The sequence below is a fragment of the Brevibacillus sp. IT-7CA2 genome (assembly GCF_949767855.1).
GTDB lineage: Bacteria > Bacillota > Bacilli > Brevibacillales > Brevibacillaceae > Brevibacillus.
The window spans coordinates 314,168-331,164 of record NZ_CATKQT010000033.1; the positions used below are offsets into that span (position 1 = coordinate 314,168).

Consider the following 16,997-nt stretch of genomic DNA (forward strand, 5'->3'; position numbering starts at 1 on the left):
GTTCCTGAGTGGAAAGGAGGATGCGGTGTGAAGATGACTGTGGGTGGGAGAGCTGTTTCTTATGTGCTGGCGTATTTATTTGCGTTAATCGCGCTATATCCGATCGTACTGATGATTTCTTCTTCCTTGAAAACGAATATGGAGATATTTGCGAGTCCGCTCTCTCTACCGAAGACGTTTAGCCTGGATACGTATAAAAAGCTGTGGGAAGCCGTGCCTTTTGCTGATTTTTTATGGAACAGTGTATTCGTCAGTGCCATGTCTGTCTTGTTGATTACGGTTTTTTCAGCGATGGCAGCCTTTTACTTGTCGCGCTTTTCCTTTAAATGGACAGGGGGGCTATACTTCTTTTTCATTGTTGGCCTGATGATTCCGATCAAGCTGGGGATCGTTCCCTTATTTTTGCTGATGAAGAATCTCGGGCTCTTGAATTCACTGTGGTCGCTGATTCTGATTTATACGGCGAGTGGCATTCCGATCTCTGTTTTTATTTTGACGGGCTTCTTTCGGACGTTGCCGGTTGAGCTGGAGGAAGCGGCGCGGATCGATGGGTGCAGCCATTTTCAGGTGTTTTGGCGCGTGCTACTGCCGCTGATTCGTCCGGCCTTGGCTACGGTGATCATTATTAATTTCATCCATACGTGGAACGACTTTTTCTTCCCGTTGATTTTTATTCAAGAGGAAGCGCTCAAGACGATTCCGGTAGGCATGATGGTGCTGTTTGGAGAATATGAAACGGATTGGAGCCTGCTGTTTGCTGGGCTCACGTTGTCTGCCTTACCGATGATCGTCGTGTTTTTGATGGCATCGAGGCAGTTTATGGAGGGGTTGACGGCAGGTGCAGTCAAGTAATGGGGAAAAGTGGTTTATCGGGATCGATGGAGGTGGAAGTAGGACAAGGGCAGCGATCTGCAATGAGGCGGGGCAGGTACAGGCAATTGTAGTGGGGGAATCATCAAATCCGCTCTCCAGGAGCTGGGGGGATGTGGAATCTACTCTGCGCCAACTCATTGATACTGTGAGGATAAAGGCAGGTGCCAAAGAAGAAGAAGTAGCCGGTCTGTTTATCGGGCTTGGCGGTGCAGATCGTCCGCAAATCAAGGAAAGAATTCAGGATGCCTTTGCCGATGAGTGGGGAGAACGGCTGTTGATTGATAACGATGTCGTCGCAGCTCTTTACGCGGGGACATGGGGGCAGCCAGGCGTCGTTCTCCTTGCCGGTACCGGCTCGATTGCCTGTGCCTTTTCAAAAGAGGGGGCGCGGCACCGTGTAGGCGGATGGGGGTATCTGGTAGGAGACGAGGGCAGCGGGTTTGATTTGGGCAAAAAAGCGGCAATCGCGGTATTGCGCGAATACGATGGGCGCGGTGAATCGACAGTACTGACGCGACTGTTTATGGACCACTATGGCGTAGTACGTCCTGATGAGCTGATCAACCTGATCTACGGGGGAAGCAATCCGCGAATGGAGCTGGCAAAAACGAGTCGACTCGTGGAACAAGCCGCAACACTAGGCGATCCGGTGGCAAATGCTTTGATCATGCAAGCAGTGGAGAACTTGTTAGAATTGGCCGATGCTTGCTTAAAAAAGGTCCAGGAGCCTATACCGGTCGTTTTGGCGGGAGGATTGTTAACTGCCGGTACAATCCTTCAGGAACAACTGGTTGCGAGAGCTTCGTTTCAAACGATCCTTCCCGCAGTATCACCTGTTGTCGGAGCACTGGTTGCGGCAGTTACGAGACTGGGCTTGGCTGTTGACGAAAAAATGGCAGAGCAACTGCGTGTCAGCGCAGCGGTACTGGAAAAATCGCACATTTAAATTTTCCGGGGGATGGAAACAACAGAGCGAATAGGGTAAAATTGGGTGAGAATAGGATTTGAGAACGTTGTAGGCTATTTCCGTAATTTGGAGTAGCCGTTTTCTCGTCCCAGGAGGGAGGGGCACGATGAAAAACTTATTGGACAGTGGATGGAGAAGTGGTCATCTCTATCGTTCCTTCTTTGATCAAATGATTCAGGCCACTTTTCTGCTCGATCAATTTGGTAGAGTTTTTAAAGGCAATCCTGCCTGCCAAGTGTTGAATGGCTACTCCGTAGAAGAATGGGAAGGGTCTTCATTTTGGAAGCTGGCTGTTTCGGAAGAACAGGAAATGGTACGCCTTCAAACACAGTTTGCGATGAATGGCGATCCGAGACCTTTTTACACCGCTTTTCGTCATAAGGATGGGACAAGTATTCCCGTGTATATTACATATGGAACCTTTTGGGAGGAAGGCACGTCTATTGGGTATTATTCGATGGTGCAGAAGCTTCCGGCCTCGTTTGGGAACAGCTATGGCTCCAAACAGTGCAGAGTATTGGATATTTCCGGTGAAGGTGCGTTCATCTACCATGCTGGGGAGCTTCAATACGTCAACCAAGCAGGGATGCAACTAGTTGGGGCTTCCGGCTTGGACGAGCTGTTATGGTATCCTTTTCAGTCGTTTTTCCATCCCCGTGATGTACCGAAGATCAAGGGACTCCTCCGCATTTTGGAAGAAGGGGAAACGGCCGCGCCGATTGAGGTTGAGCTGATCCGCTTGGATGGTACTCGGACGGAGGTAGAAGTGTGTGGAACATGCGTGCCGATGCAGGACAAGCCCTCCATGTACATACTGATCCGAGATATCACGGAACGCAAACGGGCGCAAGAATTTTTGCAAAACTCGGAAAAACTCGCGCTAGTCGGGCAATTGGCTGCAGGGATCGCACATGAGATACGCAATCCGCTTACCTCGCTAAAAGGCTTTGTGCAATTAATGCAAAAGGATGGCATGAGAAAGCCAGAATACTTCTCGATCATGAGCTCGGAATTGGCGCGGATCGAGATGATTGTCACAGAGCTGTTGGTCTTGGCGAAGCCGCATACGGCTGTGTTTGAAGCCCGCGATCTGTCCAACCTGATCACGCATGTGGTGACGCTCTTGGAGACGGAGGCGATTTTGAAAAAGGTCATGATTCAGGTCGTTTTCGAATCGGAAGTCCCCTTGATCCATTGCGATGAGAATCAGTTGAAGCAAGCCTTCATTAACTTTTTGAAAAATGGAATCGAAGCTACCTCAGGGAATGGAGAAATTGTCATTCGACTGCGGTGTGAAGATGATCGAGTCGTCATTCGGTTTGAAGATAATGGAGTGGGTATCCCGGCTCATCAGATTGCGAGATTGGGAGAGGCTTTTTTCACGACGAAGGAAACGGGGACGGGCCTGGGATTGATGGTGAGCCGCAAAATCATTGAGAACCATCGAGGGACTCTGCGATTGATAAGCACCCCAGGTAATGGAACGGCAGTCGAGGTATGCTTGCCAATCAGCAGCTAGGAGGACGACTGGATGAACAAAAATACGGTACTGACAGCAGGCTTCGCCCAAATCCCCAAGGGAACTACCTTGTACGAGGTTTCTACCATGGTTGGCTGCGTACTCATTATTGATGTAGACGCCGAAGTGATTTGCGACGCCAGCTTTACCTTTGTCATGGACAAGACGAGCGAGTTTTTGGTTAGCTTGCTTGTAGGCAAGACAGTTGCAGATGGCATGCAGGAGATCACAAAGGCGATCCAAGAACGTTTTTTAGCACCTGGTCAGGGAGCTGTCTTGCAAGCCATCCGTGCAGCTATTGAGCGATATCATGAAAAAAAAGCGTAAAGCTACCCAATAGCCGGAGGGTTGAATATGCATGAGAAGCACGACGTTAGAGAAGCGTATGCAAGACAGTTGTTGGAGCGTTATAGCCAATGGCTCGGAAACATAGAAGAAGTCGAGCTTGGCGAGGTCGAAGCGTTATCTCGTGAGGTAGACAGCATGCTGTCGGAGCAGGACAGTGTCTTGCATGCAGAACTGCTGAAGCAGATTGTGGAGCTGCGAAATAAGGTAACCGAAATGATGTGGATCTCCGAGCACATGAAGATTTTACATGACCTCAGCCACATTTTTGCGAAAACGTTTGAGGAAAGCAAAATTTTGTGGAAAGCATTTGAGCTGGTCTCGCGCGTGATGCGTGCAGATGCTTTCTTTATTGCCTTTTATGATGAAGGCGACAGTGAGATCAAAATTCCGATCAGCATCGATAATGGGGTCAATTACGGTCCGCTCACGATTCCCTATGGGCAAGCGATGGTGTCCAAAGTGATCGATACAAGGGAAACAATCCACATCAAGACGATGAAGAACGAGCCAAGCGAGCCAGAAATGATCCGCTGGGGAAGTCCGGAAATTGATACGAATACATGCATTTTCGTTCCACTCATGCTGGGGAATCAGATCAAGGGCGTTATTTCTGCCCAGTCATATCGCGAATTCGCCTATAAAAAAGAGCATGAGGAACTACTGAAAATCATTGGTTTTCAGGTAGCAAGTGCTATCGAAACGGCGCGTTTGTATGAGCGAATGTACCAGATGTCGTTTCAGGATGAGCTGACAGGGATTGCGAACTATCGTGCGTTCCATCGTGATTTGGAAAAGCTGCTGAGTGAAGAGGATGCGTCTGTCTCTTTGATCATGCTGGATTCAGACAGCTTAAAAGCGGTGAACGACCATTATGGTCATCATGCAGGGGACGCACTGATTAAGCAAATTGCCGAAGCGATGAAAGAAGTGTCGGGACCAGAGGATACTGCGTATCGTTATGCGGGAGACGAGTTCATGCTGCTCTGCCCAGGATCATCTATGGAGATGGCGGAGGAAAAAGCGCATGCCATTCGAGAGTATTTGCGCTTGCGCCCCTTAACACAGGACGATTGCTGCATCTTGATTGCGGTCAGTGTTGGCATCGCGCGCTTCCCTCAAGACGCAAACACGGCAGATGGCTTGAAGCGGGCAGCAGATGAGGCACTGTACCGCTCCAAGCGCAAAGGAAAAAACTGTACGACCGTGTATGCAGCCGGCTAAGCTTTCTGCCGACGCATGGCGAATAGAAACGTCAAAATTGGCGAGATCCACAGGTAGATGACATAAGGCAAGTATTCCAGTGTGGATACATGCAAGGTAGCGGTAAAGAATGCACCACTTACCCCCCATGGAATGAGTGGGTTGACGAGTGTCCCGCAGTCTTCTAGAGTACGAGACAGTCGTCTGCCCGCCATTCCGCGAGCTTCGAATGCTTCACGAAACATCTGTCCAGGGAGCAGGATGGACAAGTATTGTTCTCCTGTCAGCAGATTCACGAGAATAGAAGAAGATCCGGCAAGACCGACCATCTGAGAGTCTCGTTTGATTCGATTGATGAATCCGGAAAAGAGAGAATGAAACACACCGCTGTATTGCAGGATGCCACCTAAAGACAAGGCAATCAAAATCAAGGCGAGGGACCAGGTCATCGACAACAGTCCACCGCGGTCCACAATTGATGCAACGGCTTCATTGGCGATATTGCTGACGAAGCCTTTTTGCATGACAGTCATCCATTCGACTGGAGAGGTAACTCCTTCCGAAAGAGCAGCTGTGACAATCCCGCTCAAAATCCCGAATACCAATGTAGGCAAAATCGGTTTTCGCAGCGCTGAGCATAACAGGACGACGAATGCTGGCAGCAGCGATAAAAGGCCAAGCGAGAAGTTTTGTTCCAAAGCAAGCTGGATCTCTTGAATGGCGTCTAGATTAACACTGGCACTTTGTCCTTGAAATCCGAAGAAAATCGCGGTAATGACAAGGGCAGGAACGGCAGTGCGTGACATGAACTTGACGTGCTCCGACAAGGAAACGCCTGCAATGGCTGCTGCAAAGTTGGTCGTGTCGGAGAGAGGCGACATTTTATCCCCGAAGCATGCTCCACAAATAATGGCTCCGGCTGTAATCAAGGGATCAAGTCCGAGTGCAGTCGAGACCCCCATCATAGCGACCCCTACCGTACTAATTGTGGTAAAAGAGCTTCCTGTTACGGAAGAAACGATTACCGTCAGAAATAGGGCGGAGAGTGTGAAGTACTCCGGTGAGATGATTGAAATACCGAGGTGCAGAATCATCGGAACGGTTCCACTCATCATCCAAACCCCGATCAAAATTCCGATTAAGGAAAGAATCAGCATGGGGGCGATCGCGGTTTGAATTCCTTTGATCAAGCCTTCCTCCATTTGCGTCCACGGAACGCCGAACAGGAAGAGAAGAGTGGAAGCTCCAATGGTTGCGAGGAAGAGCGGCATATGCGGCTCAACTTTGCCCCAGAATAGGGCGGGAAACAAGATTCCGAATACGGTGACAAGCACCCAAATACTTTGCGAAAAAGATAATGGCTTGTTCATAATGGCAACTCCTTGTTAAATCAGGCTGAAGCAGTGAGAAGGTACATTTTTACTTTCGTACTTTTGTGCTTTCTTGCTTCTTTGCTTTTGTGCGTTCAAGTGTTAGTGGTACTTTATCCTGAATTACTTGTTTCGTCAACGAAATCGGGTGAATTCGGAATCGTAAAATAATTCAGGGCAGAGGGGCGGACTTTTTCGTGCGCCTTTTTATAATAAGACCTTATTTAAAATAATTATAAAAAGATATTGACTTTCAAATTATATCAAGTACAATGATAATTGTTCCTAGTTGATAATAATTATAATTTGATAATAAGGAAAGGGGGAGCGTTCATGTATGATGTCATCATCATCGGCGGAGGACCAGCTGGTGCTTCCGCTGCCATTTATACAGCTCGTGGAAATCTAAAGACGCTCGTCATCGATAAGGCACCCGGAACTGGGGCGCTTGCCCTGACACATAAAATCGCCAACTACCCAGGGGTAGAAGGCGAGATGACTGGGAAGGAACTATTGGATAAAATGCGCAGACAAGCGGAGGGCTTCGGTGCAGAATTCATCCAAACAACGATTTCTGCGGTAGATGTAGAGGATGAGGAAAAAAGCATCTTCACGGCTCATGGTACTTTCGAAGCGAAGGCCGTGATCATAGCGACTGGTTCCAAAGGACGTAACCGTATGCTTCCAGGAGAAGAGCAATTGCTTGGGCGAGGCGTGAGCACTTGCGCGACATGCGACGGAGCTTTTTATGAAGGCAAGCACGTTGCGGTCATCGGTGATACGGAGGAAGCATTGGAAGAGGCGCATGCACTGACCAAATTTACGGACAAAATCACTTTCTTGGTGCCGCGCGCTGATCTTCAAGGGGTAGAAGGACTACCTGGGCTGCCGAACACGGAAATGCGTTTCCGAACGCGCCCATTGGAAATTGTTGGCGAGAAAGCGGTCGAAGGGTTGCGCATTCGCACGGCAGAAGGAGCAGTAGAAATGCTGTCCGTAGACGGGGTCTTCGTCTTCCTGTCTGGCAGCAAGCCGGGTACCGATTTCTTGGATGGACAAGTTCCTCTCGATGAGGAAGGATTTATGATTCTAGATGAGTTCATGCAGTCTTCTGTTCCAGGTGTATTTGGAGCGGGTGAGGTGCGCAAAACACCTGTGAAGCAAGCAGTAGTCGCTGCGGCAGACGGTGCTATTGCAGCTATGGCTGTAGACAAATACATCAACAAGCGTTCCAAAGTTGTCCCCCAATACAAATAGAAGAAAAGGAGAGAAACAAACATGGCACAAGCAATCGTATACTCCAGCACAAATTGCAACTTCTGCAAGCAATTAAAGACGTATTTGACAGAACAAAACATTTCTTTCGAAGAGCGCAACATCGATGAAAAAGAAGAGTACGGCCAAGAGTTGAGCCGTTTAGGAATGATGTCTGTTCCCTTGACCGTCATTGGCGAGAAGCAAATTTTGGGCTTCAACCCGACACGTATCAAAAAAGCACTGGCAGCATTGGAAGAGGCTGCGAAGTAATTTTCATCAGACACCATATAAAAGGAGAGATTTATTATGACAACGCAGCAAACGATTCAACTACAAGTAGGAAAACCAGCACCTGACTTTAACATGCTCACAACGAAAAACCTCGAGACACTGGAAGAACGTGTGTCGCTGGCTGATTACAAAGGAAAATGGCTGATTTTGTTCTTCTGGCCGTTCGACTTCACATTCGTTTGCCCGACAGAGGTAACTTCGTTTAGTGACAACATGGAAGAGTTCGAAGATTTGGATTGCGAAGTGCTGGGCGTATCCACCGATAGCGTACATACGCACCGGGCATGGATAAAAACACCGCGCGATGAAAATGGTATCGGTGAAGTAAACTTCCCGCTCGCGAGCGACTTCAAAAAAGAGACGGCACGAGCTTATGGTGTCTTGGACGAAGAGACCGGTGCAGCTCACCGTGGTTTGTTCATCATCGATCCAGACGGCATTCTGCGCTACCAAGTGGTAACTGACATGAACGTAGGCCGCAGTGTGGCAGAGACGACTCGTATTTTGCAAGCCCTGCAGGCTGGCGGTCTGTGCCCGGCGAACTGGAAGCCAGGACAGAAGACGTTGTAATCAAAGAAAGAGCATTGCTTCTATAATATAGAAGAGGGACAGTCCCACCCGTCTATTGCAGACGGAGGGATTGTCCTTTTTTATGGAAGGAACACGTGGAGATGGAGCTAACGTTGACGATTCCATTCCTCTAAAAGCAGTTCGTTGTTGATACTCATTCCAGCCGCAGAGCCTAGAGCAGCGGCAGTGATCACCTGGTAGTGTGTAGTTGCTGCATCGCCTGCACTATAGACACCCGGTAGGCTCGTTTTCCCAAAGCTGTCGACGATGACCGTTCCTGCTTCCGTTACCTGGCAGCCTAATGCTTCCGGCAAGTCAGATCCAGCCACGAGCTTGGGAGCAAAAAAGATCCCGGTGCACGAAATGCTATTGCCATCTGTAAGCTCAACGCGCTGCACCATCCCATCGACAGAGTCAATGCGCTCAATCGGGGAGTCAAAGACAGGAACGCGCTGCTGCAACAGCTCCAACCTTTGTTCTTCCGTGAATTCATCTGGTCCATTGGTGCAAATGGTGTATTGATTGGTCCAACCAGACAGCATTTTTGCCAAGTGCAATGCCTTTTCTCCGTTGGCGATCAAGACGAGTGACTGGTCGCGTAATTCCCATCCATCGCAATATGGGCAGACAAAAGCACTTTTTCCATACACTTCTGCTAATCCGTTAACAGGCAAAGGGAGATCCTTCATTCCCACTGCGAACAACAGCTTTTTGCTCTGAAAAGTCGTCCCCTGTGCAGTTGTAATGAGAAAAATTCCATCGTGTCCCGTGATCGTAACAGCTGTATCCTCCACAAAGTGAACGGAGGGGTAGGCGCTGATTTGCTCCCTTGCAACGTGACGAAAGTCGCTCGGAGTGATGCCGTCTCTCGTAAGAAAGCCATGCGACTCACGTGTAACGCGATTGCGTGGACGGCCTTCATCGATAACGACCACACTTTTTCTTGCCCTGCCAAGTGCAAGAGCGGCACTCATACCAGCTGGTCCGCCGCCAATAATCCCTACATCGATAAGTTGATTCATGTTTGTATACCGCCTTTATAGATTTTTTATATCTGTAATCTGAAATCAAAAAGCTCATTCTCCTTAGTTTCTGCAAGAAGTCTGGGGTTCAGAGCAAGACCCAGCACAACTAAAACGTCTATTGAAGACCCTTTATGTCTATTATAAACAAACCTTCCTGAGAATCAAGTCGCGATACACTTTATATTCTTTTTGTAAATAATCCCTTATATCGACAAACTCCAGCACTTTCCAAATAGTAGCAACCTACCATTTTCACAAGCGAAAAGGAAAAAAAAGGAACGAGTAAATGTACCTAATTTAGAAAAAGTGTGGGCCAGAAGACCGTCCCGGTTGCAGGACTTCTCTACAAAAAACGTAGGACGATAGAGGCGAATCCGTCCCAACATTACAATTTCATGACAAATCTGAAAAAGATACAATAGTGAATTTTGTCTATGGGAACGATTTGCTCCCTATGTTTACAATGACTGTGACGTGGCAACATATCGGAGGTTGACGAGGAATGGAGCCAACAAAAAAGAGAAGATGGCGCTGGATGAGCCTGACCATGCTGATCGTGGTGGGGGCAAGTGCCTTCTGGTGGTTTTGGGCAGCAGCTCGTGTCGAAAGCATGGAGACGACTACAGGTGCTCAATTAAAATTTCGCGCGAATGGCGAGCTGTTCGAAGTCTATCAGAATCAGAAATGGCAGCCCTTTTTTGCGAAAGGCGTCAATCTGGGGGCATCGTTACCGGGTCATTATCCGGGTGAGCTTCCCATCACAAGAGAGGATTATATGCGCTGGTTCGCGATGATCGACGAGATGGGAGCGAACGTCATTCGTGTGTATACCATCCATTCTCCTGTCTTTTATGAAGCGCTGGTCGACTACAATCAGCGAAAAGAAGGGGACCCTCTCTATTTGATGCAGGGCATTTGGAGTCCAGAAGAGCTGTTGATTGAAAAGAAAGACGCCTATTTGCCAGAGATTCGCGAGGAGTTTCGACAGGAAATCAAGGATGCAGTCGGCGCTGTTTACGGGGACATCACCCTGCCGGAAAAACCGGGAAAGGCAAGTGGTACATACCGTGCCAATGCGGGCAAATACTTGATTGGCTGGCACACAGGGACCGAGTGGGACCCCGTGATGGTGAAAAACACCAACCGCCTGCATCAAAAAGTTGCTCCCTATCAAGGGAAATACTTCCACGCGACACCGAATGCAACGGCTTTTGAGACATGGATTGCTGAAATGGTGGATACCGTCGCAATGGAGGAGAGCAAATACGGTTGGCAGCATCCGATGACCTTCACCAATTGGGTGACAACAGACCCCTTATCGCATCCGGGAGAGCCGATCCATCATGAGGATTTGGTCAGTGTCGATCCTACCCATATAGAGCCAACGCAGTGGGAGGCAGGCTACTTCGCTTCCTATCACGTGTACCCGTATTATCCAGATTTCTTCCGTTACGACACTACCCTGCAACAGCTGAAGAACGATGCAGGGCAAATCGATACGTACAAAGCGTATTTGCGACAACTGAAGCAGTATCACAAAAACATGCCGATTATGGTGACGGAATTCGGGGTCCCGGCATCGGTGGGAGTCGCCCATCTGGGCAATTTGGGGCGCAATCAGGGAGGTCATTCAGAAAAGCAGCAGGGAGAGATCGATGTCGAGCTTTTGCAAGAAATCCATCAGGAAGGTTATGCAGGAGCAATCGTATTCGTCTGGCAGGACGAGTGGTTCAAAAAAACGTGGAACACGATGCGCTTTGAGTTACCGGAAGATCGGCGCTCCCTGTGGATCAACGTGTTGACCAATGAGTCTCTGTTTGGAGTCCTCGGTATGTACCCGAACAAAGAAGGCGTACTGACCATCGATGGGAATCGCACAGATTGGGATCAGCTCGTGCTGGAAGAGAAGCAACGCCTCGATGTTCAAGTCCCAGGTGTCGACGAAATCTGGATGACACATGATGAAGGGTACGTCTATTTCCTTGCTCAGTTGAAGGAAGAGTTTGATCCGGCTAAACAACAGCTTTATGTGGGCGTTGATACGCTTCCTGGCGGGAACAAGCATGCTGCTCAGCTTCCAGGCCTGACGCTGGATGAGGGGCTAGAGACGTTGATCGCGTTGGGAAAAGCAGACGAGAGCCAGATTCAAATCGCTGCCAATTACGACTTTCATGCACGCTTATACGGAAAACGCTACGGCATGCTTGCGGTCAAGGAAGAGGAGAAAAAAGACAATTCCGGGATATTCAAGCCGTGGAAGCTGGCCGTTAGCCTGGAGATGGAGCCGCCAGACAGCAAGAAGTACTATCCGTTGGAGGAAGTCGAGGTCGGCAAGCTGATCCGGGGAACGACAGATGCCCAAGACCCGCAGTACGACTCACGAACTGCGTGGCAAGCGAAGGGCAAAGTGGTAGAGCTGAGAGTACCGTGGATGCTGCTTGGATTTACAGACCCGAGCTCCTTGTCCGTCATGAGCTATGAAGATGATGGAAAAAACTTCACGACGAAGAAGACGAAAGGCATACGCATCCTGCCGCTCCTGGTGGATACAGAGACGAAACAAATCGTCGGGCAAAACGCTTATGCAGTGACGAAGCTCCCGATGTATACATGGCAAGGCTGGGAGCAGGTAGGCTATCACGAACGCAAAAAACAGAGCTATTCCATACTAAAAAAAGCATTCCATGAGATTGAGGCTCCGGTGAAGATCGGGACTCAGCCTTGATTGGATAGGAGAGTGGCAAACGTGCAAACACCATTGGCGACGGCAATTGTTTTTCTGTACGCGCTATGTGGATTGACAGTACTAGGCTTGCTTGTCTTGTTCGCACTGAAGCTGCGCAACATTTCGGTGGAGAAACAGACCATGCGTTGTCTGGAAAAATATCGCGACTACTTCGTTTACCTGCAGGCACACGGGGAAGAAGAGGAGCGTTTGCAAGTGCCTTATGGCGCTGTGACGCAAAAAGAAAAGCAAATCATTCAGAAAAAGCTGTTTGAGCTGATGGAGCGGGTCACTGGCATTCATCGGGACAAGCTGATCTGGCTCTGCGAGGATATGGGACTCGTAGAGCTGGACATGCAAAGACTAAATGGCTGGTGGAAATGGACGAGAGTGGATGCGGCTTACAATTTGGGGATCATGCGCTCCAAGCTCGCTGTACCTGCTCTCTTAACCCTCCTGCAAAAAAACACAAATGACATTAGTGTTTTTATCATTGCTCGCTCCGTCGCCAAATGTGCACGCAACACAGAAGATTTGCGGGAAATGGTGACCCATGTTGTCGGAGCGAAGAAAAATGTCCACCAGCTCATCGTGGACATCATCAGTGATGCGCAGGTAGATACGGCACCGCTTTTTGCACAGTTTTTACAAGAATCCGATGCTGAACTGGTCCAAATCGGGCTGATTGGCTACGCTGTGCATGCCCAGCCCGGCATTGAGCCTGCGCTATTCCAGCTCATTCAATCGCCTGACAAGGAAGTCCGAATTAAGGCAGTCAAGCTTATGTGTCGGGATACCCGCTATATGAATGAGCAGACAGTCACTGCTTTTATGAATCACAAAGATTGGGAAATTCGGGCAATGGCAGCGAAGGCAATTGGTTCACTGAAATTGCATTCGTACATCTCCTCGCTGAAAAAGGCGGTGGGCGATGCGAACTGGTGGGTTCGTCATCACAGTGCACGCAGCCTGGCGCAGCTAGAGGTCGAAGGCTTTGCTGCCCTGTGTGAAATTTTGCAGGAAGAGAGAAACGGTCATAAGAGCGAGATGGCTCATCAAGTGATCCAGGAGGAGCTGGAAAAAGAGAAGCTAGTTCTACAGGGTGCGACAGCGACCGAGAAGCTCGTGCAATACAACGAAAAGCTGCATCTGTACCGCAAGTCGTATCGCAAAACGATTTCTACGGTTCAAGCACTGGAAAGATAGAGCGAAAGGAGGCTGCCATGAGAGATTTTCTACTTTACTACGGAGTATTTGCCGTCTATTACGTCATCGTGATCAACTCTTTGTACTTCATCATCATGCTGTTCTCGTTCAATAGCATCATGGGAATCTTAAAAAGCTCCATCTATTCGAGATTCCAGACACTTTCAGGCTCTGAGCACGTTCCGCCGATTTCGATTCTCGTGCCAGCATACAACGAGGAACTGACGATTATTGAAAATGTAAGGTCGCTCTTATCCTTGAACTATCCACGCTACGAGGTGCTCGTGGTCAACGATGGATCGAAGGATGCTACCTTGCAGACATTGATTAACGAGTTTTCGCTAGTTTACTCCGAGCACATGCCGGTGCAGCCGCTTCTTCATACGTCGAAGATCAGGGGAATCTACCACAATCCGGCTTTTCCGAATCTGTATTTGATCGACAAAGAGAACGGAGGAAAAGCTGACTCGCTCAATGCGGGGATCAATCTCTCCCACTATCCGTTGATCGCTTCCATTGATGCAGATTCCTTGCTGGAAAAAGACGCGCTGATTCGCATTGCGAAGGTGTATATGGAAAACCCGGATGAAACAGTTGCCATCGGCGGAGATATCCGCATTGCCAACGGCTGCAAGATCGAAGACGGTGTCGTGAAGGACATTCGTTTGCCAGACAAGTTTTTGCCGATGATGCAATCCGTCGAATACCTCAAGGCGTTTCTCGGGGGACGGATCGGCTGGAGCGCGATCAACGGATTGATTATCGTCTCAGGCGCGTTCGGTGTTTTTCGCAAGGATTACATCATCAAGGTAGGCGGTTATCGCGAGGGGTATCCGGGTGAAGACATGAACATTATCATCAAGCTGCACAAATACATGCTGGAAAACAAGCTGCCGTACCGAGTGGCATTTTGCCCCGATGCGGTCTGCTGGACACAAGCGCCGGATACGCTCAAAATCTTGGGCAGTCAACGGCGCAGATGGGGACGCGGCAATCTGAAAAACATGATTGAGTACGGCAGATACATGGCGTTTCGCCCCAAGTACAAGCTGTTCGGGATGCTCACGCTACCGTTCAATATCTTGTTTGAAACCTTGAATCCGTACTTTCGCATCACGGGTCTATTGGCCCTCATCGGTTATACCTTGCTGGATATGACCAACGGCTACGTCCTCTTAATCTACGGCTTGCTCAATGTGCTGTATGGCATGCTGCTTGGCATTGGCTCCTTATTGCTGGAGGAAATCGCATTTCGACGGTATCCGCGTTTTCGAGACATCGTCAAAATGCTTTTCTATACGATACTGATGTTCTTCGGCTATCGGCAAATCGGCGTCATCTGGAGATTCCTCGGTCATATTGAATATTTGCGCAACAACAACTCCTGGGGAACGATGACACGGACGAGCTGGCAGACGAAGAGCAGCGAAAACATTTCAAGTTTGGAGGCTAGATCATGAGTAATCTCGTACCTGTTTTTTACGAGCATCTGAGCAAGATGGAAGAGAAACAATTGGCGTGTGGGGTTATTCTAGCGGCTTGCAAACCCCTCACGAAAGAGTCAATGGAGCTGATCAAGCAAGACCTGGGCACTCGTTCAGGAGACGGCTCCGAGATTGCTTTGCACTACGCGTATGACAAAAACAAGCAGCTCTTCGGAATACTGCTTGAAGGACAGAAGCTTTCGAGCACCCATTTCTATGCTTTGCGTGTAAAAGACTATTTGCAAGAGCACAAACTGCTAGCAGGCAGCCTCTTGATTGCGAGTTTTCCCGAAAGCTCGCGCTCGTCCGGTCAAATGCTGATGCGGATGATCCAAGAGATGAGAGAGCCAGGCGTTCATGGGGAGATCAAGATTTACGAGCAGAATCCCGCTCAAAAAGAGGAGCCGGCAAGTATTTTGTTGGTTAACCATGATGAGACTGTCAACGAGTTTTTGAGCATCTACTTTCAGCGCAAAGGGTATCTCGTTACGGTAGCCAATGACGGGATGGATGGCATGGAAAAATATCAGGAGGTCGCCCCTGATCTTGTGATTACCGACCTGAATCTCCCTATCCTCAATGGATACCAGCTCATGGAAAAAATCAAACATATCAGCGCTTCTATGAGCAAGATCATGGTGCTCACAGACAAACGCCTGGAAGAAGATGTGCAAAAATCGTTTGCGATGGGAGCATCTGACTACATTACCAAGCCATTCTCCCCGGTGGAGCTAGAAGCCAGGGTGAAAAGGCTGATTTCATAATTCTAGAAAGAGAAAGGGAGAGAAACGAGGATGGCGAGATACGAGGAACTACAACAAAAGATTCAACGGAAGACAGCGAGAGTGGGTGTCATTGGGCTTGGGTATGTAGGGCTGCCGCTGGCGGTAGAGACGATCAAGAGTGGTTTTACCGTAATCGGAATCGATCTGCATGGCGGAAAAATCGAGAGCCTGAAAAGAGGAGAGTCTTACGTCCAGGATATTTCCAATGAAACCTTGCAGGAATGCCTCGCGACCAATCGTTTTTTTCCGACGACCGATTATAGCGTCATCGAGGAGCTGGATGCGATCAGCATTTGCGTTCCGACGCCACTCAGTCCCAATCAGGATCCGGACACCTCTTACATTACAAACGTTGTCGAGCAAATCAAGAGATTCATGAAAAGAGGAATGCTTATTACGCTGGAGAGCACAACTTATCCGGGAACGACGGAAGAACTAATCCAGCGCGAATTTGAAAAGCTGGGCTATCGGGCTGGCATTGACTTTTTCCTCTGCTATTCGCCAGAGAGGGTCGATCCGGGCAATCGCAAATACAGTACGTACAATACGCCAAAGGTGATCGGTGGGACGACAGAACGTTGCATGGAGTTAGGCACGCTCTTGTACGGCAGCCTGGTCAAAACTGTCGTGCCGGTCTCTTCGCCAAAGGTGGCGGAAATGTCCAAGCTATTGGAAAACACCTTCCGTAGCGTCAATATTGCCTTCATGAATGAGATGGCAATGATGTGCGACAGAATGGGCATCAATGTTTGGGAAGTAATCAAGGCCGCATCGACCAAGCCTTTCGGGTTCATGCCGTTTTACCCGGGACCCGGAATCGGTGGGCATTGCATACCGCTCGATCCGATGTATTTGTCGTGGAAGGCCAAGGGCTTTCGTTTTCACAGCCAATTTATTGAGATCGCCCAATCGATTAACGACAACATGCCGGACTATGTGCGCAATAAGACAGCACAGGTGCTCAACATTTACGCCAAAGCGATCAACAGCTCACGCATCTTAATTCTTGGCATGGCCTACAAACCGGAAGTTGATGACCTGCGGGAATCACCTGGGCTGGAGATTTACGAGCTGTTCACCAATAGCGGCGCAACTGTCGACTATTACGACCCGTATGCGCAGAGCTTTGTGAATAAAAAAGGTGAGATCATCCACTCCATCGCCAATGACTACGAGGCATTCAAGACTTACGATTGCATGGTGCTTATTACGAATCACCAAAGCTTTGCCTATCAGGAGCTGGCGGATTTGGGAGTGGCCATTATCGATACTCGCAATGCGTTTGAGGGCATCACGAATCCGAATGTGTATCGCATCGGAACCTCAGTCGCTATCAGGCAGGAGAAGGAAGTCGTCAGTTTGCTCGCATAATACAGA

The 16,997-nt window shown here is 49.0% G+C and carries 15 protein-coding genes; 13 read left to right on the forward strand and 2 right to left on the reverse strand.

Translation table 11 applies throughout. From position 1 onward, the window contains the following. The first annotated feature begins 27 nt into the window (after positions 1–27). The 5 genes from ACM6JA_RS18115 (at position 28) to ACM6JA_RS18135 (ending at position 4,928) form a co-directional block, all read left to right on the forward strand. Positions 28–852: a carbohydrate ABC transporter permease gene (locus tag ACM6JA_RS18115; RefSeq protein WP_414853448.1), complete on the forward strand. Its 825-nt coding sequence runs from the start codon at positions 28–30 to the stop codon at positions 850–852. Beyond that, positions 839–1,819 carry an N-acetylglucosamine kinase gene (locus tag ACM6JA_RS18120; RefSeq protein WP_414853449.1) on the forward strand — a complete coding sequence of 327 codons (981 nt, stop codon included), beginning with the start codon at positions 839–841 and terminating at the stop codon, positions 1,817–1,819. Before ACM6JA_RS18115 ends, ACM6JA_RS18120 begins: the two co-directional genes overlap by 14 nt. Positions 1,820–1,946: 127 nt before the next feature. Then, a complete protein-coding gene (locus ACM6JA_RS18125; RefSeq protein ID WP_414853450.1) occupies positions 1,947–3,359 on the forward strand; it encodes an ATP-binding protein in 1,413 nt (470 codons plus the stop codon). A gap of 12 nt (positions 3,360–3,371) precedes the next feature. Continuing rightward, positions 3,372–3,686: a DUF3870 domain-containing protein gene (locus ACM6JA_RS18130; protein ID WP_007725309.1), complete on the forward strand. Its 315-nt coding sequence runs from the start codon at positions 3,372–3,374 to the stop codon at positions 3,684–3,686. Positions 3,687–3,713: 27 nt separating this feature from the next. Then, entirely contained in the window at positions 3,714–4,928 is a 1,215-nt protein-coding gene (locus tag ACM6JA_RS18135) for a diguanylate cyclase domain-containing protein (RefSeq protein WP_414853452.1), read from the forward strand. Here the strand turns inward: ACM6JA_RS18135 and nhaC are convergent. Beyond that, the gene (gene nhaC, locus ACM6JA_RS18140; RefSeq protein ID WP_414853453.1) at positions 4,925–6,277 is read right to left on the reverse strand and encodes a Na+/H+ antiporter NhaC; all 1,353 of its coding nucleotides are present in this window, start codon (positions 6,275–6,277) and stop codon (positions 4,925–4,927) included. The two genes, ACM6JA_RS18135 and nhaC, sit on opposite strands and share 4 nt — an antisense overlap. A gap of 333 nt (positions 6,278–6,610) precedes the next feature. On the opposite strand from nhaC, the gene ACM6JA_RS18145 reads away from it, so the two are divergent. From ACM6JA_RS18145 to ACM6JA_RS18155, 3 genes are read left to right on the forward strand one after another with little or no spacing between them, the layout of a single operon-like run. Continuing rightward, positions 6,611–7,534 (forward strand): NAD(P)/FAD-dependent oxidoreductase, encoded by a 924-nt coding sequence (locus ACM6JA_RS18145; protein ID WP_414853454.1) that lies wholly within the window; start codon positions 6,611–6,613, stop codon positions 7,532–7,534. Positions 7,535–7,555: 21 nt separating this feature from the next. After that, positions 7,556–7,804, forward strand: coding sequence for a glutaredoxin family protein (locus ACM6JA_RS18150; RefSeq protein ID WP_173620030.1), 249 nt, complete (start codon positions 7,556–7,558; stop codon positions 7,802–7,804). Between the two features lie 36 nt (positions 7,805–7,840). Continuing rightward, complete coding sequence (locus tag ACM6JA_RS18155) at positions 7,841–8,395, forward strand: peroxiredoxin (RefSeq protein ID WP_007725301.1); 555 nt, start codon at positions 7,841–7,843, stop codon at positions 8,393–8,395. A 107-nt stretch (positions 8,396–8,502) separates the two neighbouring features. On the opposite strand, the gene ACM6JA_RS18160 is transcribed toward ACM6JA_RS18155, so the two are convergent. Then, positions 8,503–9,417: an NAD(P)/FAD-dependent oxidoreductase gene (locus tag ACM6JA_RS18160; RefSeq protein ID WP_414853455.1), complete on the reverse strand. Its 915-nt coding sequence runs from the start codon at positions 9,415–9,417 to the stop codon at positions 8,503–8,505. Between the two features lie 505 nt (positions 9,418–9,922). On the opposite strand from ACM6JA_RS18160, the gene ACM6JA_RS18165 reads away from it, so the two are divergent. The 5 genes from ACM6JA_RS18165 to ACM6JA_RS18185 are packed head-to-tail and all read left to right on the forward strand — an operon-like array spanning position 9,923 to position 16,991. After that, positions 9,923–12,145 carry a hypothetical protein gene (locus ACM6JA_RS18165; protein ID WP_414853456.1) on the forward strand — a complete coding sequence of 741 codons (2,223 nt, stop codon included), beginning with the start codon at positions 9,923–9,925 and terminating at the stop codon, positions 12,143–12,145. A gap of 21 nt (positions 12,146–12,166) precedes the next feature. Continuing rightward, positions 12,167–13,351 (forward strand): HEAT repeat domain-containing protein, encoded by a 1,185-nt coding sequence (locus tag ACM6JA_RS18170; protein ID WP_414853457.1) that lies wholly within the window; start codon positions 12,167–12,169, stop codon positions 13,349–13,351. 17 nt (positions 13,352–13,368) lie between these two features. After that, a complete protein-coding gene (locus tag ACM6JA_RS18175) occupies positions 13,369–14,811 on the forward strand; it encodes a glycosyltransferase family 2 protein (protein ID WP_414853458.1) in 1,443 nt (480 codons plus the stop codon). Next, positions 14,808–15,599, forward strand: a complete 792-nt coding sequence (locus ACM6JA_RS18180) for a response regulator transcription factor (protein ID WP_414853459.1) — start codon at positions 14,808–14,810, stop codon at positions 15,597–15,599. The genes ACM6JA_RS18175 and ACM6JA_RS18180 overlap by 4 nt, the downstream gene beginning before the upstream one ends. Before the next feature lie 30 nt (positions 15,600–15,629). Then, complete coding sequence (locus ACM6JA_RS18185; protein WP_414853460.1) at positions 15,630–16,991, forward strand: nucleotide sugar dehydrogenase; 1,362 nt, start codon at positions 15,630–15,632, stop codon at positions 16,989–16,991. The last annotated feature ends 6 nt before the right edge of the window (positions 16,992–16,997 follow it).

What these genes read in the sequence shown, in the direction of transcription:
- nhaC (WP_414853453.1), bottom strand. Translation starts at nt 6,277, where the DNA reads ATGAACAAGCCATTATCTTTTTCGCAAAGTATTTGGGTGCTTGTCACC.
- ACM6JA_RS18125 (WP_414853450.1), top strand. Translation starts at nt 1,947, where the DNA reads ATGAAAAACTTATTGGACAGTGGATGGAGAAGTGGTCATCTCTATCGT.
- ACM6JA_RS18130 (WP_007725309.1), top strand. Translation starts at nt 3,372, where the DNA reads ATGAACAAAAATACGGTACTGACAGCAGGCTTCGCCCAAATCCCCAAG.
- ACM6JA_RS18175 (WP_414853458.1), top strand. Translation starts at nt 13,369, where the DNA reads ATGAGAGATTTTCTACTTTACTACGGAGTATTTGCCGTCTATTACGTC.
- ACM6JA_RS18145 (WP_414853454.1), top strand. Translation starts at nt 6,611, where the DNA reads ATGTATGATGTCATCATCATCGGCGGAGGACCAGCTGGTGCTTCCGCT.
- ACM6JA_RS18165 (WP_414853456.1), top strand. Translation starts at nt 9,923, where the DNA reads ATGGAGCCAACAAAAAAGAGAAGATGGCGCTGGATGAGCCTGACCATG.
- ACM6JA_RS18180 (WP_414853459.1), top strand. Translation starts at nt 14,808, where the DNA reads ATGAGTAATCTCGTACCTGTTTTTTACGAGCATCTGAGCAAGATGGAA.
- ACM6JA_RS18135 (WP_414853452.1), top strand. Translation starts at nt 3,714, where the DNA reads ATGCATGAGAAGCACGACGTTAGAGAAGCGTATGCAAGACAGTTGTTG.
- ACM6JA_RS18155 (WP_007725301.1), top strand. Translation starts at nt 7,841, where the DNA reads ATGACAACGCAGCAAACGATTCAACTACAAGTAGGAAAACCAGCACCT.
- ACM6JA_RS18150 (WP_173620030.1), top strand. Translation starts at nt 7,556, where the DNA reads ATGGCACAAGCAATCGTATACTCCAGCACAAATTGCAACTTCTGCAAG.
- ACM6JA_RS18185 (WP_414853460.1), top strand. Translation starts at nt 15,630, where the DNA reads ATGGCGAGATACGAGGAACTACAACAAAAGATTCAACGGAAGACAGCG.
- ACM6JA_RS18160 (WP_414853455.1), bottom strand. Translation starts at nt 9,417, where the DNA reads ATGAATCAACTTATCGATGTAGGGATTATTGGCGGCGGACCAGCTGGT.